13 protein-coding genes are annotated in these 16372 nt (G+C 68.2%); 5 read left to right on the forward strand and 8 right to left on the reverse strand.

All coding sequences use genetic code 11. The features are described from left to right. Positions 1–108 precede the first annotated feature (108 nt). A complete protein-coding gene (locus ACE3T2_RS08965; RefSeq protein ID WP_374656779.1) occupies positions 109–756 on the forward strand; it encodes a TetR/AcrR family transcriptional regulator in 648 nt (215 codons plus the stop codon). Positions 757–1190: 434 nt separating this feature from the next. On the opposite strand, the gene ACE3T2_RS08970 is transcribed toward ACE3T2_RS08965, so the two are convergent. Then, positions 1191–1802 (reverse strand): TetR/AcrR family transcriptional regulator, encoded by a 612-nt coding sequence (locus tag ACE3T2_RS08970; RefSeq protein WP_374656780.1) that lies wholly within the window; start codon positions 1800–1802, stop codon positions 1191–1193. 299 nt (positions 1803–2101) lie between these two features. On the opposite strand from ACE3T2_RS08970, the gene ACE3T2_RS08975 reads away from it, so the two are divergent. Next, positions 2102–4441 (forward strand): TonB-dependent receptor, encoded by a 2340-nt coding sequence (locus ACE3T2_RS08975; protein WP_374656781.1) that lies wholly within the window; start codon positions 2102–2104, stop codon positions 4439–4441. Between the two features lie 98 nt (positions 4442–4539). Further along, positions 4540–6732 carry a beta-N-acetylhexosaminidase gene (locus ACE3T2_RS08980; RefSeq protein ID WP_374656782.1) on the forward strand — a complete coding sequence of 731 codons (2193 nt, stop codon included), beginning with the start codon at positions 4540–4542 and terminating at the stop codon, positions 6730–6732. Positions 6733–6756: 24 nt separating this feature from the next. Here the strand turns inward: ACE3T2_RS08980 and ACE3T2_RS08985 are convergent, their stop codons facing one another. From ACE3T2_RS08985 to ACE3T2_RS09015, 7 genes are all read right to left on the reverse strand, one after another. Beyond that, complete coding sequence (locus tag ACE3T2_RS08985) at positions 6757–6969, reverse strand: cytochrome c (protein WP_374656894.1); 213 nt, start codon at positions 6967–6969, stop codon at positions 6757–6759. After that, positions 6970–7179, reverse strand: coding sequence for a hypothetical protein (locus ACE3T2_RS08990; RefSeq protein WP_374656783.1), 210 nt, complete (start codon positions 7177–7179; stop codon positions 6970–6972). Between the two features lie 104 nt (positions 7180–7283). After that, on the reverse strand, positions 7284–7613 hold the full coding sequence (locus ACE3T2_RS08995) for an enoyl-CoA hydratase/isomerase family protein (protein ID WP_374656784.1): 330 nt from the start codon (positions 7611–7613) through the stop codon (positions 7284–7286). A 127-nt stretch (positions 7614–7740) separates the two neighbouring features. Beyond that, on the reverse strand, positions 7741–9453 hold the full coding sequence (gene ggt / locus ACE3T2_RS09000) for a gamma-glutamyltransferase (RefSeq protein ID WP_374656785.1): 1713 nt from the start codon (positions 9451–9453) through the stop codon (positions 7741–7743). Between the two features lie 71 nt (positions 9454–9524). Then, on the reverse strand, positions 9525–12704 hold the full coding sequence (locus ACE3T2_RS09005; RefSeq protein WP_374656786.1) for a TonB-dependent receptor: 3180 nt from the start codon (positions 12702–12704) through the stop codon (positions 9525–9527). Between the two features lie 71 nt (positions 12705–12775). Beyond that, on the reverse strand, positions 12776–13774 hold the full coding sequence (locus ACE3T2_RS09010) for a FecR domain-containing protein (protein ID WP_374656787.1): 999 nt from the start codon (positions 13772–13774) through the stop codon (positions 12776–12778). Next, entirely contained in the window at positions 13771–14274 is a 504-nt protein-coding gene (locus ACE3T2_RS09015; RefSeq protein WP_374656788.1) for an RNA polymerase sigma factor, read from the reverse strand. The genes ACE3T2_RS09010 and ACE3T2_RS09015 overlap by 4 nt, the downstream gene beginning before the upstream one ends. Positions 14275–14516: 242 nt before the next feature. Between ACE3T2_RS09015 and ACE3T2_RS09020 the strand changes: the two genes are divergently transcribed. Continuing rightward, positions 14517–14852, forward strand: coding sequence for a DUF2322 family protein (locus ACE3T2_RS09020; RefSeq protein WP_374656789.1), 336 nt, complete (start codon positions 14517–14519; stop codon positions 14850–14852). Positions 14853–15019: 167 nt separating this feature from the next. Beyond that, entirely contained in the window at positions 15020–16360 is a 1341-nt protein-coding gene (locus ACE3T2_RS09025) for a pyridoxal phosphate-dependent aminotransferase (RefSeq protein WP_374656790.1), read from the forward strand. Positions 16361–16372: the final 12 nt, after the last annotated feature.

A 16372-nucleotide genomic window follows, 5' to 3' on the forward strand; every position in this document is an offset into this window, starting at 1 on the left:
CTCCCTGCTGGCCGGTTATATCCGGCTGCATTGCCTAGGTCATTCGTCCTAGATTGAGTAGGACGACCGTCCTAGACTGTCAAGGAAGTCCTGCTATAGGCTGCCCGAATGAGCGACATCGATTTGGCGAAGGCGAATCCGCGAGCGCGGAGGAGCCATGAGGCGGCGGCGGATTCACGGAGCGTGAGCGAGAAGATCCTCGACAGCGCCGAGATCGTTCTGCGGCGCCACGGCTATGCGGGCTTCTCGACCCGGCGCGTCGCGCAGGAGGCGGCGATTGCGTTGGGCAACCTCACCTATCACTATCCGACCAAGCCTGAGCTCGTCCAAGCGCTGATCAGCCGGCTGATCACGCGCTATCTGGATCGCTTTCAACAAGTCCTCAGGACGCCTGGGCGCGGTGTGGAGGATCTGGTTCGCTGGCTGCTGGAAGAGGCCGTCGCAGAAGAAGCGATGTGGCTGTTTCGCGAACTCTGGGCCATGGCCCTGCATGACGAGATCGTGCGCGAAGCGATCGACGACCTCTACGATGAGCTGATGGGCAAGGTCGCCGCGACGCTGGAGGCCGCCTACCCCTCGGCGGACCCGCAGGCCGTGCGGGACCTCGTCCAATTCATCGCCCTGATCTCGGAGGGCAGCACGGTGCTCTACGGGACGAGACGATCCAGGGTCACGCCTCGCCAACGGATGATCGACCTCGCCGTGCGCCTCACCTCCGTGATCGCGCCCGAACTGGCGCCGGGCGGCGCGTCGTGAGAAAGCGTCGATAGAGACTCGCCGACCCCAAACTGCGCGCACCGCCAGCGCAAAGCCTTATCTGTGTTGGCGCAGGTTTGAACTGGCCACTTCGAAGCTTAAAGCTGGCCCTGGCGGAACCTAGTCCAGCCGCGAATCAGCGTGCGATCTCAATCCGTTAGCCAGGCCTAGAGCCACCGTCCTCGCGAGTTCAACGCAGGTCTCGCGGAGGTTGGCGAAGCCTGGGGCGCAACGCTCGGGCAGCTCGGCCCTATTCGCCCGACAAGTGGGAATTCGGAGCGCCGACCCGCGCCCTTCTCCAGGGACTTGGCGGGAATTCCCGCGCCCGTCTCCGACCGGGAAAGCTGCACCCCGGTTTCCCTGCTTATCAGGGAAGAACAGGGAGTTTCTCAAGGGCACGAAGGATGGCGCTGGCGCGCCGCGCCCGCGACGCCCTAAGCCCTCGCCTCCTTCCGCGGATGCATGGTCTCCATCAGGCGTCGTAGAAGCCCGATCGATTGCTGGACGTCGCCGACGCCGGGCTCCAGCACAGTGGAGATCGACAGGCCCCGGATCGCCCAGACGACCAGCCGCATCTCGGCCACGCTGCTTGCGAACTCGGGCGGGAACCACTTGGTCAGGCTTCGCGCCGCTTTCTTCGAGACCCGCTCGAGCACCGGCGCCAGCCGCGCCGCCATGGCCGGGTCGCTGCGCGAGCCCTGCAGGATCTCCAGCACCGCGACGCCGGCCGGGCGACTGAGAACCTCCCAGACCACCTCGGGGATGGCGTAGACCCGCTCCAACGGATCGGGGATGGCGGCGTAACGCGCGTCGTAGAGCGCCATCTCCTCCTCTGCGACGGCCTCCATCACCGCGGCCATCAGGTCGGCGCGAGTCGGGAACTGGTGCAGCATCGCCCCGCGGCTGCCCGAACGGTCGGCGACCAGCGAGGTGGTCGTCGCCGCATAGCCCAGAGTGTGCAGGCTGGTGATCGCCGTCTCGATCACCCGCGCCCGGGTCCGCGCGCTGCGCTCGGCCTGGGTCAGTCTGGGCGGTCGTTCGGTCATCTGCGATTCCTGGCCGGCTGCCCGATATATCCACGCAGCGCGCAGGCCTTCGCAAGGCTGCGCCGACGACCTCAGATACATGCGGTATTGACCGGATGTAAATTGCCGATCTAGTTTGCGCCCGACTCCGGGGCATCGGGGCGCTTCAGAATTCGAGACAGCCGCCGCGGGCGCGCCGCTTTGCGCCCGCCCCAGTACCCGTTCCTTTCGGCTCCGCCTCCCATTCCGAAGCGCGTCGGCGCGTCATGATATCGATTACACAACCAGGCGGTGAAAAGGCCGCCGAAACAGGGGGAAAGATGAGCATTTCCATTCGCGGGCTGTTGCTGGCCACTTCGGGCCTGGCCCTCGCGGCACTGGCCGCGCCGGCCGCCGCGCAGACCACGCCCGACAATATGTTGGCCGAGCTGGTGGTCACCGCCCAGAAGCGGGCCGAGAACGTCCAGGACATTCCCAAGCCCGTCCAGGTCGTCGGGTCCAACGAACTGGCCCAGAGCAACGTCACCGAGATCTCGGACCTGAAGAAGCTGGTGCCGGCGATTTCCGGGACCGGGCTCAGCATCCGCGGCGTGGCGACCTCGGCCTCCAGCATCGGGGCCGAGAACAAGGTCGGCGTCACGCTGGACGATGTGCCCCAGCCCTCGCGCGCCACCCTCGCCAACAACCTGATCGACATCGAGCGGGTCGAGGTGCTGCCCGGGCCGCAAGGCACCCTGTCGGGTCGCAACGCCACCGGCGGCCTGATCAACCTGGTCACCCGCGCGCCGTCCAAGACCTGGACCGGCTTCGCCACCGCCATGGTCACCGACGACCACGAACGCCAGTTCGGCGCCTATGTCTCGGGCCCGGTCACCGACTGGGCCGCCTTCAGCCTGTCGGCCTATTCGCGCCACACCCGCGGCCTGTTGACCAACCTCACCACCGGCACGGACACCTATTCCGAGGTCAGCGGCCTGCGCGGCAAGCTGGAGCTGACCCCGACCGACGACCTGACCGTCACCCTCACCGCCTTCCATCAGCAGCGCAACGCGGTGGAACAGGGCCTGGGCGCCTTCATCCTCGCCTATTCGTCGATCCCGACCTCGCAGATCTTCACGCCCTACGACTTCAACGGCCCGCGTCGGCCGTTCTCGGAGCTGCGCCCGGCCGCCGTCGGTCCCGGCCAGAACGGCTTCTCCTCGCCGCGCGACTCCAAGAGCCGCACCATGAACGACGGCGGCGTGATCCGGATCGACTACGACCTGGGTGAAAGCACCCTGACCTCGATCACCTCGTACCTGCGCGAGACCAATCCCTCGCGCACCGACCTGACCGCCTCGACCCTGGTCAACATGGCCATGCGGCCGGACTTCGACGGCTTCGCCCACATCTTCAACAAGACCAACTACATGACCCAGGAGGTGCGGCTGACCTCGCCGACCACTACCGCCTTCCAGTACGTGGTCGGCGCCTTCTATTCGAAGACCGAGAACACCTACGACTACACTCGCTTCCTGCTGCCGGTGGACTGGCACCGAGTGTTCGGCCAGGAGGCGGTCGCGATCTTCGCCCACGCCTCCTACGACGTCACCGACAAGCTGACCCTGGCCGGCGGCCTGCGCTACGAGAAGGACGAGATCGACTACGACTGGACCTTCAAGCCGATCGGCGCAACCAGCCGGCGGCTTGAGAACGGCATCACAATCCCCTTCCCGAAGATCAACGACCTGATCGTCAGCCGCGGCTCGGCCTCGGGCGACTATGTCAACTACGACATCTCGGCCCAGTATCACCTTACCGACGCGATCATGGCCTATGTCACCTATGGCAAGGCCTCGCAGGGGCCGGTCTACGACGCCGAGGACAACACCGTGGCCATGGTGCGCCCGCTCACGGCGCTCGAGCCTGAGAAGGTGAAGGCCGTCGAGGCGGGCCTGAAGACCGAATGGTTCGACCGTCGCCTAGTGCTGAACGCCAACTATTTCGACAGCCGCTACGACAACTACCAGCTCCAGACGATCCTTTACGACGCCACCATGGCCAACACGATCCCGGTGCTGAAGCTGGCCTCGGTCGGCCAGGTGCGCACTCGCGGCGTGGAGCTGTCGGCCGCGGCCGTGGTGACCAGCGACTTCCGCCTGAACGCGGCGGTCTCCTACACCGACGCCAAGATCGAATCCTTCCCCTACGCTCCCTGCTACACCGGCCAGACCGTGGCGCTGGGCTGCGAGACCATCGTGGTTCCGGGCGAGACGGCCGCGCGGCCGGTGCAGCGCGACCTGGCGGGCCGCTCGCTGGCCAGCGCGCCCAAGTGGCGGGGCACGTTCAGCGGCGCCTACACCTTCCGCCAGCTCGTCGGCGATTACGACCTGATCCTGAGCGGCACGGTCCGCGCCCAGAGCAAGTCCAACACCGATCTCCTCGGCGACCCAGCCAAGAACCTTGCGGCCACCACCTTCGTCGACGCCGCCGCCAGCCTCACCAACGGGACCTATCGGTTCGATCTGCTGGCCAACAACCTCTTCGAGGAGAGCGCCGAGACCTACGGCACGACCATGGGCATCTATCAGCCGCCCGCCGGCACGGTGATCCGCACCCGCACCGGGATGAGCCGCGACAACACCCGCTACTTCGGGCTGCGCGTCACCGCGACCTACTGATCCCAGATCGGAGCCCCGGCGGACCTTCCTCCGCTGAGGTTTCACAGGGCGGCGAGGTGTTCCCCGCTTCGCCGCCCGCACCTTTCCCGGAGGCTTCCATGTCCCCTGCCCGCTTCGCTCTAGCCGCCTCCTGCGCAGCGGCCGCCCTGGCCCTCGGCCCCCCGGCCTTCGCCACCCCCACGCTCATGCCGCTGCCGCAGACGCTGAATCTCGGGGAGGGCGCGCTGCCGATCGCCGGCGCCTTCGTGGTCGCGTGGGACAAAGGTTGCCGCGACGCCTTTCTCGACCGTGCGCTGACGAGGTTCCAGGCCGATCTGGAGCGTCTCACCGGCGTCGAGCTCAAGCCTGGCGCCGGCCCGCGGCTGGAGATCGCGTGCCGCCCCGATCCAGCGCGGGCGGGGCTGGAGGCGCGAGAAGCCTACCGTTTGTCGATCACGCCGCAGGGCGTGCGCCTGGAGGCCGACGGCCCTCTCGGCGTGCTCCGCGGTCTGGCCACCCTGCGCCAGATCGTCGAGACCTCTCCCGTCGGCGTCAGCGCTCCAACCATGACCGTCGACGACCGGCCTCGTTTCGTCTGGCGCGGGGTGATGATCGACACCGCCCGCCATTTCATGGCCCTGCCGACCCTCAAGCGGCAGATCGACGCCATGGAAGCGGTGAAGCTAAACGTCCTGCATCTGCACCTCAGCGACAACGAGGGCTTCCGCGTCGAGAGCCGCCGATACCCGCGTCTGCACGAGGTCGCCAGCGGCGGCCGCTACTACACCCAGGATCAGATCCGCGAACTGGTCGCCTACGCAGCCGACCGCGGCGTTCGGATCGTTCCCGAGTTCGACGTGCCCGGCCACACCAAGGCGCTGATCGAGGCGTATCCCGAACTCGGCGCCCGGCCGGCCAAGGCCGCCGGCCCGATGGCGATCGGCGGGCCAGCCCTGAGCCCCGCTTGCGAGACGACCTACCGCTTCCTCGACCGGTTGTTCGGCGAGATGGCCGACCTGTTTCCCGACGCCTATTTCCATGCCGGCGGCGACGAGGTGAACGCCGCCTCCTGGGCCGGGGATCCGCAGATCGACGCGCTCAAGGCCAAGCACGGCCTAGCCGACAAGGCAGCCGTCGAGGCCTATTTCCACGGTCGCATTCGCGAAATCCTACGCCGGCACGGCAAGACCATGATCGGCTGGGAAGAGGTCGCCGCCAGCGGCGCCCTGCCCCGCGACGTCGTCGTCCAGGCCTGGCAGACCTCCAACGCCACGGCGCATGCGACGGCCAAGGGCCACCGCACCATCGTCTCGGCCGGCTACTATCTCGATCTGCTGGACCCGGCCGCCCACCACTACGCCATCGACCCGCTGGACACCTCGGCCGCGGGCCTCACGCCGGCCGAGGCCCAGGCCGGTCGTAAGCTGCACCCGCTGGTCGGCCTCATCCTCACCGACGCCCTCGTCGCCAATCCGCTGCCGGCGCTGACGCAGGAACAGGAGGCGCTGGTCCTGGGCGGCGAGGCGCCGGTGTGGGCCGAGTTGGTCACCGACGAGATGCTCGACGCGCGCCTTTGGCCGCGCGCGGCGACCCTGGCCGAGCGCTTCTGGTCGCGCCGCGACGTCCGCGATCCGGCCGACATGTACCGCCGCCTGGCCGTGCAGCAGGACCGCCTGCGGGCCGCCGGTCTGCAGGACCGTGCCAATCGCGCGCGCATGGCCTCGCGCCTGGCGCCGGGGGCGTCCGAGCCGCTGCTCACCCTGCTCGACCTGGTCGGCTCGGTCCGTCACATGGCCCACGACAAGCGGGTCGCGGCCATCCTGCGCGGCGAAAAGGTCGTCCAACACCTCAACGCCGCGGCCGACGCCGCGCCGGTCGACAGCCTGGTCGCCCGCGGCTTCGTCGACCGCGCCCGCCGCTACGCCGGCGGCGAGCGCAGTCTCGCACCCTCCCTGCGCGCCGACTTCGACCTCTGGGACGTCAACCACCGCCGTATGACGGCCATGTCAGCCCAATATCCGTCGCTCGCCGAGGTCCTGCCCGTCTCGGCCGACATCGCCGAGCTCGCCGCCATCGGAACGCTGGCGCTGGACGCCATCGAGACCGGTCGCCCGCTGACGCCGGAGGCGGCGGCCCGCGGCCAGGCGATCCTGGCGCGATGCGAGGCCTTCGAAGAGGCTTCCGCCCGGCCGATCTTTGCTTTCTTCGGCAAGCAGCCGCCCGGCGACCTAATCGTCATGGTCACGCCGGGCGTGCGCGCGCTCCTTGAGAAGGCGGCCGGCCTCAGCGCTAGCGCGGCGATCCCGGGGTGAGGCCGGCCAGGTAGCGCGGTGGTCTTAATATCCTGATCGGACAGCGAGGCCGCGGTAGTATTCATCGCCTCGGTCGGATCTGGCCGCTCGCCGCGTTTGAAGGCCACAAGCTGTGCGACCCAGATAGGCCTCACCTTGCCCAGCCAGGCGCGGGCCGACCGACCGGCCCACGAAGCCCTCGCCATGGCAGCCGGCGCAGGCGTCGGTGGCGACCTGCGCCTTGCCCTCGGGCTTCAGCTACGCATCGACCGCGACCGTATCGTTCGGATCAGGCGTCTGCCGCTCGAAATAGCCGGCCGGAGACTTGATCTGAGGCTCGCTCCAGGCGGTGAGGACAGCAGCCGACTTCCGCGGCCCGTAGGCGCTGCAGTTTGACAAGCCCGCCTTGCGCGCCCCGTCTGAGAACCAGTTGCCGAAGCCCTTGGCGGTGAAGCCCCGAGCTTCCACACGGCTCGGCGGCGCGCCGGGGTAGTGGCGCTTCTGGTCCGCGCCAACAGGAGACGAAGGCTTCTAACCGAAGAGCAGACTCAGTTCGCGGCGAGACCGACCAGCTAAACGCGACGGCGCGCGGCGAAGGCTTCAATGCGAGCGCGGGAGTCTGGACCAACGCCTTCGCAGCGATGAACTTCGTGCGCGAGACCAACGGCGAGCGGCAAGCCGTCCGTGTCCGCCAGCAGGCGTTTATTGGCGGCGTGGCTGAATGGCGAATTCGCTGCGATCTCGGCGCAAAGCGCCGCGACAGCGTCTTCGAAACCAGCGTCCGGCGCCCAGGTGTCGGCCAACCCCATCTCGACGGCCTGACGCCCGTCATAGGTACGGCAGGTGAACATCATCTCGCGCGCCTTGGGCAACCCAGCCTGCAACCCTCCCGACTGACGCACGACGGCCTTCTTCGCGTTGGGGATGGTTCGGCCGTTCGATTGAGACGCTAGGGATTCCGATCTTCTTCGACGGTTCTGGAAACCTCTTGGCCTCGACCTCGTCGCGAAACCTCGTGGCCCTAGATCGTCAGTCGACAGCCGCGACCGCAGCATCCGGCCGGCGGCTGTCGGCGCCGCCTTCGAACACGCCCGCCTCGATGACGATCGACTGGGTCGACCCCATGGTGAGGCTGGATCTGGCCTTGTGGCCCTTGGCCTCCATCAACTTCAGCATATCGATGGGGAAGCCGGGCTCGAACTCCACGGGCGTGTCGCTGGCGGCCTGGAAGATGCGCGGCCGGCTGGTGGCCTCGGCGATGTTGAGCCTGTGATCGACCACATTGCTGATCAGCTGAGCCATCGCGCCGATGACGCGCGTCCCGCCGGGGGTGCCCGACGCCAACCAGGGCTTGCCGTCCTTGAAGGCGATGATCGGGGTGATGGTCGAGATCACCCGCTTGCCCGGCGCCGGCGCATTGGCCGGTTCTGCACCGCTCCACGCGAAGTTGGCCATGGCGTCATTGAGGAAGAAGCCGGTGCCGGGCGCCATCACGTGCGCCCCGAACGAGGATCCCAGGGTGAAGGTGTTGCTGACGACGTTCCCTTCGGCGTCGGCGACGGAATAGTGGGTGGTGTCGCGGCTCTCGAAGGTCAGCGGATCGCCTGGGGCCACGGCCTTGTCCATCGCCTTGTCGAGGTCGATCAGCTTGGCCCGTTCGGCCGCATAGGCCTTGCTGGACAGCCCCCCCACCGGCGGCGTGTACTGGGGCCAGCCGCCCATGAAGCGCGCGCGGTCGGCGAAGACCAGCTTCATCGCCTCGGCCGTGACGTGCAGCGACTGGACGCTGTTCTGGCCGTAGTCCGCCATGGGATAGCGTTCGACGATGTTCATCAGCTCGCAAAGCAGCACGCCGGCGGCCGGCGGCGGCATGTATGCGACCGGGACGCCCCGATAGTCGCACCATAGCGGTTGCTCGATGCGGATCTGGTAGTCGGCCAAGTCCTGCTGCGTCAGCACGCCGCCGCCGGCCTGCACGCCGGCCACGACCCGACGCCCGAGCTCGCCGCGATAGAAGGCGTCGGCGCCGCCATCCCGGATCTGACGCAGCGACCAGGCGAGGTCGGGCTGCTTCAGCCGGTCGCCGGGCGCGTAGGCGCCGCCGCCTGGCCTGTAGAGCGCCTTGGCCGACGGCGCATCGGCGAGCAGCGCCTCGCTGTACACCTGGGTCGCATAGACCATGTCGTCGGTCAGAACGACGCCGCCCGCGGCCAGGTCCAGGGCCGGCTGCACAAGGTCGCGCCATGGCAGGCGGCCGTATTGCCGATGCACTTCGTAGAAGCCTTTCACCGTCCCAGGAACGGCGACGGCGCGGTGGGAGTAGCGCTTGGCTGGGTCGAGCTTGCCGTTGACGCCGACGAGCAGGTCGCCGCGAGTCGCGGCTGGAGCCTGGCCATAGTAGTCGACGGCGAGCGTCTTCTGCGCCTTGGCCAGATGGACGAGCATGAAACCGCCGCCGCCCAGATTGCCGGCCCGCGGCAGGGTGACGGCCAGGGCCAGGCCCGTGGCGACCGCCGCATCCACCGCATTGCCGCCCCTGCGCAGGATGTCCGCGCCGATGCGCGAGGCGATCTCGCTCTGGCTGACCACCATGCCCTTCCGCCCCATCACCGGATGATGGATCGCGTCATAGTCGAGGATGTACTCTGCGGCGCCCTTGGCTGGCGCTTGCGCGAAGGCAAGGTGCGGCGCCGTCAGGCTGGCGGCGGCGAGAAGGGCGGCCAGGGTCGCGGGAAGGCGCATGAAAACTCCGGGAAGGACACGGCCCGCGAGCGGCGATGCGGCGGCTCGCGGGCCTGGTAAAGGCTCTCAGATCAGAAGCTCTTGCTGACCTGCGCGAACCAGTAGCGCCCACGATTGCTGTAGAGCTTGGTGAAATAGCCGAACGTCTCGTCGGCCAGCGGCGGGTCCTTGTCGGCGATATTGTTCACGCCGACCCGGAAGGCGACGCCGGCCAAGGCCCCCTCTTCCGGCGCATAGCCGACGGCCGCGTTGAAGGTCAGCCAATCGTCGCCTTTGTAGAGCAGGGCCGAGGAGTCCTTCACCGCCCCGACATAGCGGGCGTAGCCGGACACTTCCCACGGACCAGACGACCAGGTGACATAGGCTTGGCCGCGGGTGCGGGGATTGTCGTCCTGCTCGATCAGCGAGCCGCCTGCGCTGGCCGGCAGGCCGGCGGCCAGAAGCGCGGCCGCCTCGGCCGAGGGCGTCTGGTCGAACTTCTGCAGCAGGGCGACATCGAGGCCCAGGCGGAAGTCGCCGAAGTCCGTACCGTCGATGCGCCAGGTCGCGCCCAGGTCGATGCCCTCGATGGTGCGGGAGTCGAGATTGAGGAACTGGTTGGCGATGCGGACCGGCTCGCCCAGCGCATTGCGGGTGAGAGCCGGGTTCGGCCCCGAACCGCCGAGCCGGCCGATGGCGTCGAGGTTCAGGTGGTCCTGCGACTCGAACACCCCGACCACGCCCTCCTGCTCGATGCGCCACCAGTCGACGGAGAACAGGAGGTCAGGCGTCGGCGTAAAGACGATGCCGGCGCTGAAGTTTTCGCTGGTCTCGGACTTGAGCGCCCGGTTGCCGGCCCGCACGTCCTCGACATTGAACCGATAGGTCGAACAGGCGGAGCGGTTGAGGTTGGCGAACTGCGTAACGCCCTGGGCCACCGCGCAGGCGTAGTAGTCGGTGAGGTTCTCCTGCACGCGACGGATCTCGGACGCGTTCACCGTCTCGAGGTTCGGCGCGCGGAAGCCCTGGGAATAAGCGGCCCGCACCAGGAGATAGTCGTTCAGCCGCCAACCCAGCGCCGCCTTCGGGCGGACGATCTGCTCGTCGATGTCGGAATAGTCCTCGAAGCGTGCGGCCAGCTGCAGGTCCAGGCTGCGGACGAACGGGATGTCGGCCTCTTCGGGGATCAGCTTTGTCTGAAGTTCCGCATACGCCGAGAACACCTTGCGCGAGCCGGACGTATCGGGCGTCGGGCTGGACCCCATCGCGTCGCTCGTCGGCCCGCCGGAGGTCGCGAAAGTGATCGTGCCATCGATCCGCGGGTCGCGGTCGTCCTTGAAGGTCTCGCGCCGCCATTCAGCGCCGAAGGCCAGACCGACGTCGCGGCCGGCGAGGGTGAAGGCCTGGGGATTGCTGATCTTGGCGTCCCACAGCGCCAGGCTGGTGGTCCCATCGCGGGTGATGCTGACCCGCAGCGGATCGACCACCGCGGCCGGGTTCAGGGTCGCGTCGAAGCCGCCCGGATTGGCCAGGTTCCCGCCGTTGAAGGGATTGTAGGCGCGTGCGGGGTCGCTGCTGTTCAACGCCGCCTGGAGGGCGGTGTTGCTGACGCGGTTGCTTTCGACGTCCTTGGTGCGAGCGTGCGAGTAGAGCAGCGCGCTCTCCCACGCCCAGCCGCCCAGCTTGCCGCGCACGCCGCTCAGCAGGCGGTAGGCGTCGGAGTCCACGTCGATCCGGCGGCGACCGACATCGTCGACGCGCAACCCGACCACGGTGATGGCCTGGGCCGGCCCCGTATATCCCGCCAGTCGCCCAGGGCCGGAGCCGAACGGATTGTAGGGGTTGTTCGCCCCGATGCTCAGCGGCGCGGAGGTCAGATTCGTAGTGCCGCCGCGGACAGAGCTCGACGTCGCGCCATAGTAGAGCGCCTGGCCGAACCACTCGACACCGCCGAAGTCATGGCTGGCCACCGCCATCAGGCTGTAGCGGTCGGAGCTGGGCGACATGGTGCGCTCAGGCCCCTCGTCGGTGCGCAGGGTTCCGTCCAGGGTTGTGGAGCCACCGTCGATACAGACGCTCCCGCCAAGCTGAGCGTCGGAACCGGTGTAGGAACAGGGCTGGATATGAAACGCCGTGAACGACGGTCCAAAGCCGGTCACGGCGGTCCCGACCCGGCCAGTCAGCCAAGGCGTGAGGCTCGATCGGTTGTCGAAGCTGCCGGCGTACTGCGCTGAAACACGGCTGCTGAGGTTGTCGGTCGCCGCATAGTCGCGATCGCTGGCGGGCATGTCGGTGCGGCTGAAGTACTCCCCGAACAGCGCGACGTGCGTGGCGCCGTCGTTGAAGCGTGCGCCCCACTTGGCGCCGAGCGAGGCCTCGGTGAGGTTCGTGCCCTCCGATCCGCCATAACGGGCGACGACCTCGGCGCCGACATAGCCGTCGTCCAGAACGTTGTTCAGCACGCCGGCGACAGCGTCGGAGCCGTAGAGCGCCGCCCCGCCGTCCCGCAGGACCTCCAGGCGCTTCAGGGCCGTGGCCGGGATGGTGTTGAGGTTGACCACCTGGACCGGGACCGAGCCTTCCTGCTGGGTGCCGGGGTGAGCGACCATGCGCCGCCCGTCCAACAGCACCAGCGTGTTGCCAGAACCGAGCCCGCGCAGGTTCGCCGACGCCACGTCGCCGCGAGCCTGATTGGGGCCCTGCTGCTCGTTGTTGAACGCCTGCCCGCCAGACTGCGGCAGAGCGGCGATCATTTCACCCGCCGTGACCGCCCCGCTCATCTCGAGTTCGCTACGATCCACCACCGAGACCGGCAACAGGCCCCGCTCGGTGACGCCGGCGATGTTCGAGCCGACCACCACGATCTCCTCGATCTCGGCGGGCGCGACGTTCTCCACCGTCCCGGAAGGTGCGACCGGCGCAGCCGCTGTCGACACCTTGCTGACCGTAGCCGGCGCCGGCGCGCGTTCGATGACGATGGTGCGGCCGCTTTCGCGCGAGCGAAGAGGCTGGCCGGCCAGCAGCCGTTGGACCGCCGCGGAAACGGCCAGGTCCCCTTGAATCGCCGGCGCACGCCGCCCATCGACCAGGGCAGGATCGAACAGCACCTCGCGTCCGGCCTGTACGCCAAGCGTGCGCAGAGCCGCGCCGAGGTCCTGGGCGGGAATGTCGAACTGCGCGCGCACGGGCGCTTGGGCCCAAGCCGCCGATCCGACCAGCGCGACAGCCGCCGAGCTGGCCAAGGCCATGGTCCTGAGATGATGAACTTGCATGCCGCGCCCCCTTTGATCCCTTCCCGCGCGATGCGGGTGTCCAGGCGAAGACGCCAAGGGGCCTTGGCCCCTCATCGCGGTGATGAAGTTTTTTTGTCGTGCGCGGCGCCGATCCGGACCGCGTCGGCGCCGGTCTCCACCGACACCGGATGCGTCAGCGGCAAGGCGCTCAGGAAGCCGCTGGTCTCCCCGGCATAGAAGACGCCGCTGACCTTCATGCGCGCCACCGCCGGGTCGGTGACGACGATCGGGGTCCGCCGATAGCGGTTCATCTCGGCCACTGCCTCGGCAAGCGTCGCGGAGGCGAATTCGATGCGCCCCTCGCGCCAGTCGCCCGCAACCGGGCCCGCGGGCCGCAGGATGGCGCTGCGACCGGAGACGTCGATGCGCTCGCCGGCCCGGACCTCCGAGATCCGCCCCTGGCCGGCGGCCTCCACCGCGACGCGGCCTTCGACGACGGCCACGCGCAGTCCCGTCTTCTCCAACCGCACATCGAAGGAGGTGCCGACCGCCGTCACCGTGTGCCGACCGGCCGCGACCACGAAAGGCCGGGAGGAGTCCTTGGCGACATCGAACCACGCCTCGCCGGAGACGAGCTGAAGACCGCGCCGTCGGGCGGAATAGTCGACCTTGACCTCGGTGGCGGTGTTGAGCAGCAGGCGCGAGCCGTCGGCCAGGCTTACCGTCGCCCGTTCTCCCACGCCGGTCTTGTAGGTCTGAGGCGATCCTTCGCCGAAGCCTCTGTCGCGCAGCGCCATCAGGCCGAGGCCGCCCCCCGCCACGACCAGCGCCAGGGTCGCGGCGATCGCCGCCCAACGCCGCGTCGCGCCCTGGGGCCGGGCTGCGAGGGCCTCGGCCCGAAGCATCCTGAGAGTCTCCGAACCCGCCGCCTCGCCTGAAGCGGCCCACATTCGCTCCACGCTCTCGAACGCCTCGCGATGAGCAGGCGAGGCCTCCAGCCACGCTTCCAGGTCGTGGGCGTCGGCCACGCCCCAGTTGGCCGAGCGCCGCGCGAGGAAGAGCCGCGAGGCGGCTTCATAGGGATCGATCGCGGTCGTGGTGCGGCTCATCCCTGGCTCCCGCGCCTGGCCAGATGGGCCAGGGCCTTGATCATGTGCTTCTCGATTGCGCTTACCGAGACTTGCAGCCTGCGCGCGATCTGGGCGTAGCTCATCTCCTCGAACCTGTGGAGCGTGAAGACCACGCGCGTGCGCTCGGGCAACTCGTGCAAAGCCCGCTCGACCACCCGCAATTGCTCCTGACCGAGGAACATGCGCTCCGGCGAGAAGTCGGCCTCGGCGTGCAGCCGCTCGTCGAACAGCGCGTGGGTTCCCCCGCGGCGTGCGGCCCGGCGGAAGCTGTCGTTCAGCACGCTGGCCGCAACCGTGAAGAGATAGTTCTCCGGCGCCTCCAGCGTCGCGCCCTTGCGGGCGGCGAGCCGCAGGAACACTTCCTGCACCATGTCGTCGATGTCGGCGGCCGAGCGGACACGCGCACGAAAATAGCGCGCGAGCGGCGCGGCGTACCGGCGCGCCATCTCGTCCACGTTCGCATCGCCCTTCGGCGCCATGTCCTCGGCTCCAACCGCCATTGTAGACGGCGCCCGCGCGCCTTCCCTCAGCGGACACTCGAAAAAAGTAGACGCTTGTCGATCAGCCGACCCAAGACTTCAGCGGAGGAAGGCGGGCGATCCTCCCCTCGCGGAACCTCGCGAGCATCGCTAGGGTGGAGAACAGTTCGCGCCAAACCGCGGGACCCGCCAGGGGTCGTGTCGGCCCGCGACCGACTTCAGTGACCCGAGGCAGGCCCGCCATGATTCAGCCAGGTGCGACGTTCAAGGAAAACCTTCAGCAAATCCCCTCGGTGGACGGCGTGCGGCGCATCGACCTCGTGGACCGCAACGGGGACGTGGTCGGCTGCATTGAGAACCAACCAGGCAAGCAGGGCTCGCTAGCCGTATACCAGTACCTCAAGCAGACCTTCGGCGCCCTGGACGGAACCGCGGCCGAGCATGGCCTGGCCGTGTTCGCTGAACATACGGCTGACGCGCGCAACCGCCCGGGCGCGCACCCGAACGTCGACCGTCTTCTGGAGATCGCCGCCGGCGGGGACCCGCTGCAGGTCGAGATCGTCGCCGACAGCCGCTGATCCGGCGGTCTAAGTGCCAGCGAGGAAGACCCCGCTCGCGCTGCACTGATCCCTTTTCGATCATGGCGGCCGGCTGTTCGTCACGCGCGCGTCATGCACAGCTTGCCTTCACCTTCTCAATCTAGGATCAGGACCACCCGAGCAAAGATCGACCGAACGGAACCGCCTTGCGTACCGCCATTGTCCATCCCGGAGCCGACAACCTCCGCTACGAAATCCGCCAGATCGTCGAAGTCGCCAAGGCCATCGCGGCCGCAGGCCAGCCGATCCGCTGGGAGAACATCGGCGACCCGGTCGCTAAGGGCGAGCGGCCGCCGGCCTGGATCAAGGAGATCGTCGGCGAGGTGGCTCGGGACGACCTGAGCTTCGCCTATTCGCCGACTAAGGGCCTCGACGAGACCCGCGCCTACATCGCGAACGAGCGGAACCTGGAGGGCGGCATCCAGATCACCGCCGAGGACATCCTGTTCTTCAACGGCCTGGGCGACGCCATCTCAACCATCTACGGCGCGCTGCATCCGACCGCCCGGGTGATCGGGCCGAACCCGGCCTATCCGACCCACTCGTCCGCCGAGGCCGCTCACGCGGGCCTGCCGCACATCACCTATCGCCTGGATCCGCAAGCCGGCTGGAGGCCGGACCTGGAGGACCTGGAGACCAAGGTCGCCGCCAATCCGCAGATCGCGGCGATCCTGATCATCAACCCCGACAATCCGACCGGCTTCGTCTATCCGCAGGAGACCCTGGCGGCGATCGTCGATATCGCCCGCCGCTACGGCCTGTTCCTGATCTCGGACGAGATCTACTCGAACCTAGCCTACGCCGGCTCCGGCATGCACAAGCTGGCCTCGGTGATCGGCGAGGTGCCGGCCATCGCCATGCGCGGCATCTCCAAGGAATTCCCCTGGCCCGGCGCGCGCTGCGGCTGGATCGAGATTTATAATCGCGACCAGGACGCCGACTTCGACCGCTTCGCCCGTTCGCTGCTTGAGACCAAGATGCTGGAGGTCTGCGCCACAACCCTGCCCCAGCGGGTGCTGCCGAAGGTGATGGGCGATCCGCGCTACTATCCGTATCTGGAAGAGCGCGTAGCGGCCTACGACCGTCGCGCCAAGCGTGCGGCCGAAGTGCTGTCGGCCATTCCGGAGATCGCCATCCACCCGGCCCGCGGCGCCTTCTACATGACTGCGGTCTTCCGTCACGGCGCGCTGAACCTGGATCAGTCGCTGCCGGCGACTCCCAGCGCCTCGGCGATCATCGCCCCACATCTCAGCCCGGCGCTCGACCAGAGGTTCGTGCTGCACCTGCTGGCGAACACCGGAATCTGCGTGGTGCCGCTCTCGACTGGCTTCAACTCTGACCTCCAGGGCTTCCGCTTCACCCTGCTCGAGGCCGACGAGGCGAAGTTCGAAATCCTGCTGACCGATCTGGCCGCCGCCTTGCGCGCCTACCTGGCGAGCGCCGCCTCGACGGGGAACGTCACGCGGCCGAACGTCACGGCCGCGTAGCGTTCCCAGCGC

The sequence above is a fragment of the Phenylobacterium sp. genome, assembly GCF_041919955.1.
Lineage (GTDB): Bacteria > Pseudomonadota > Alphaproteobacteria > Caulobacterales > Caulobacteraceae > Phenylobacterium.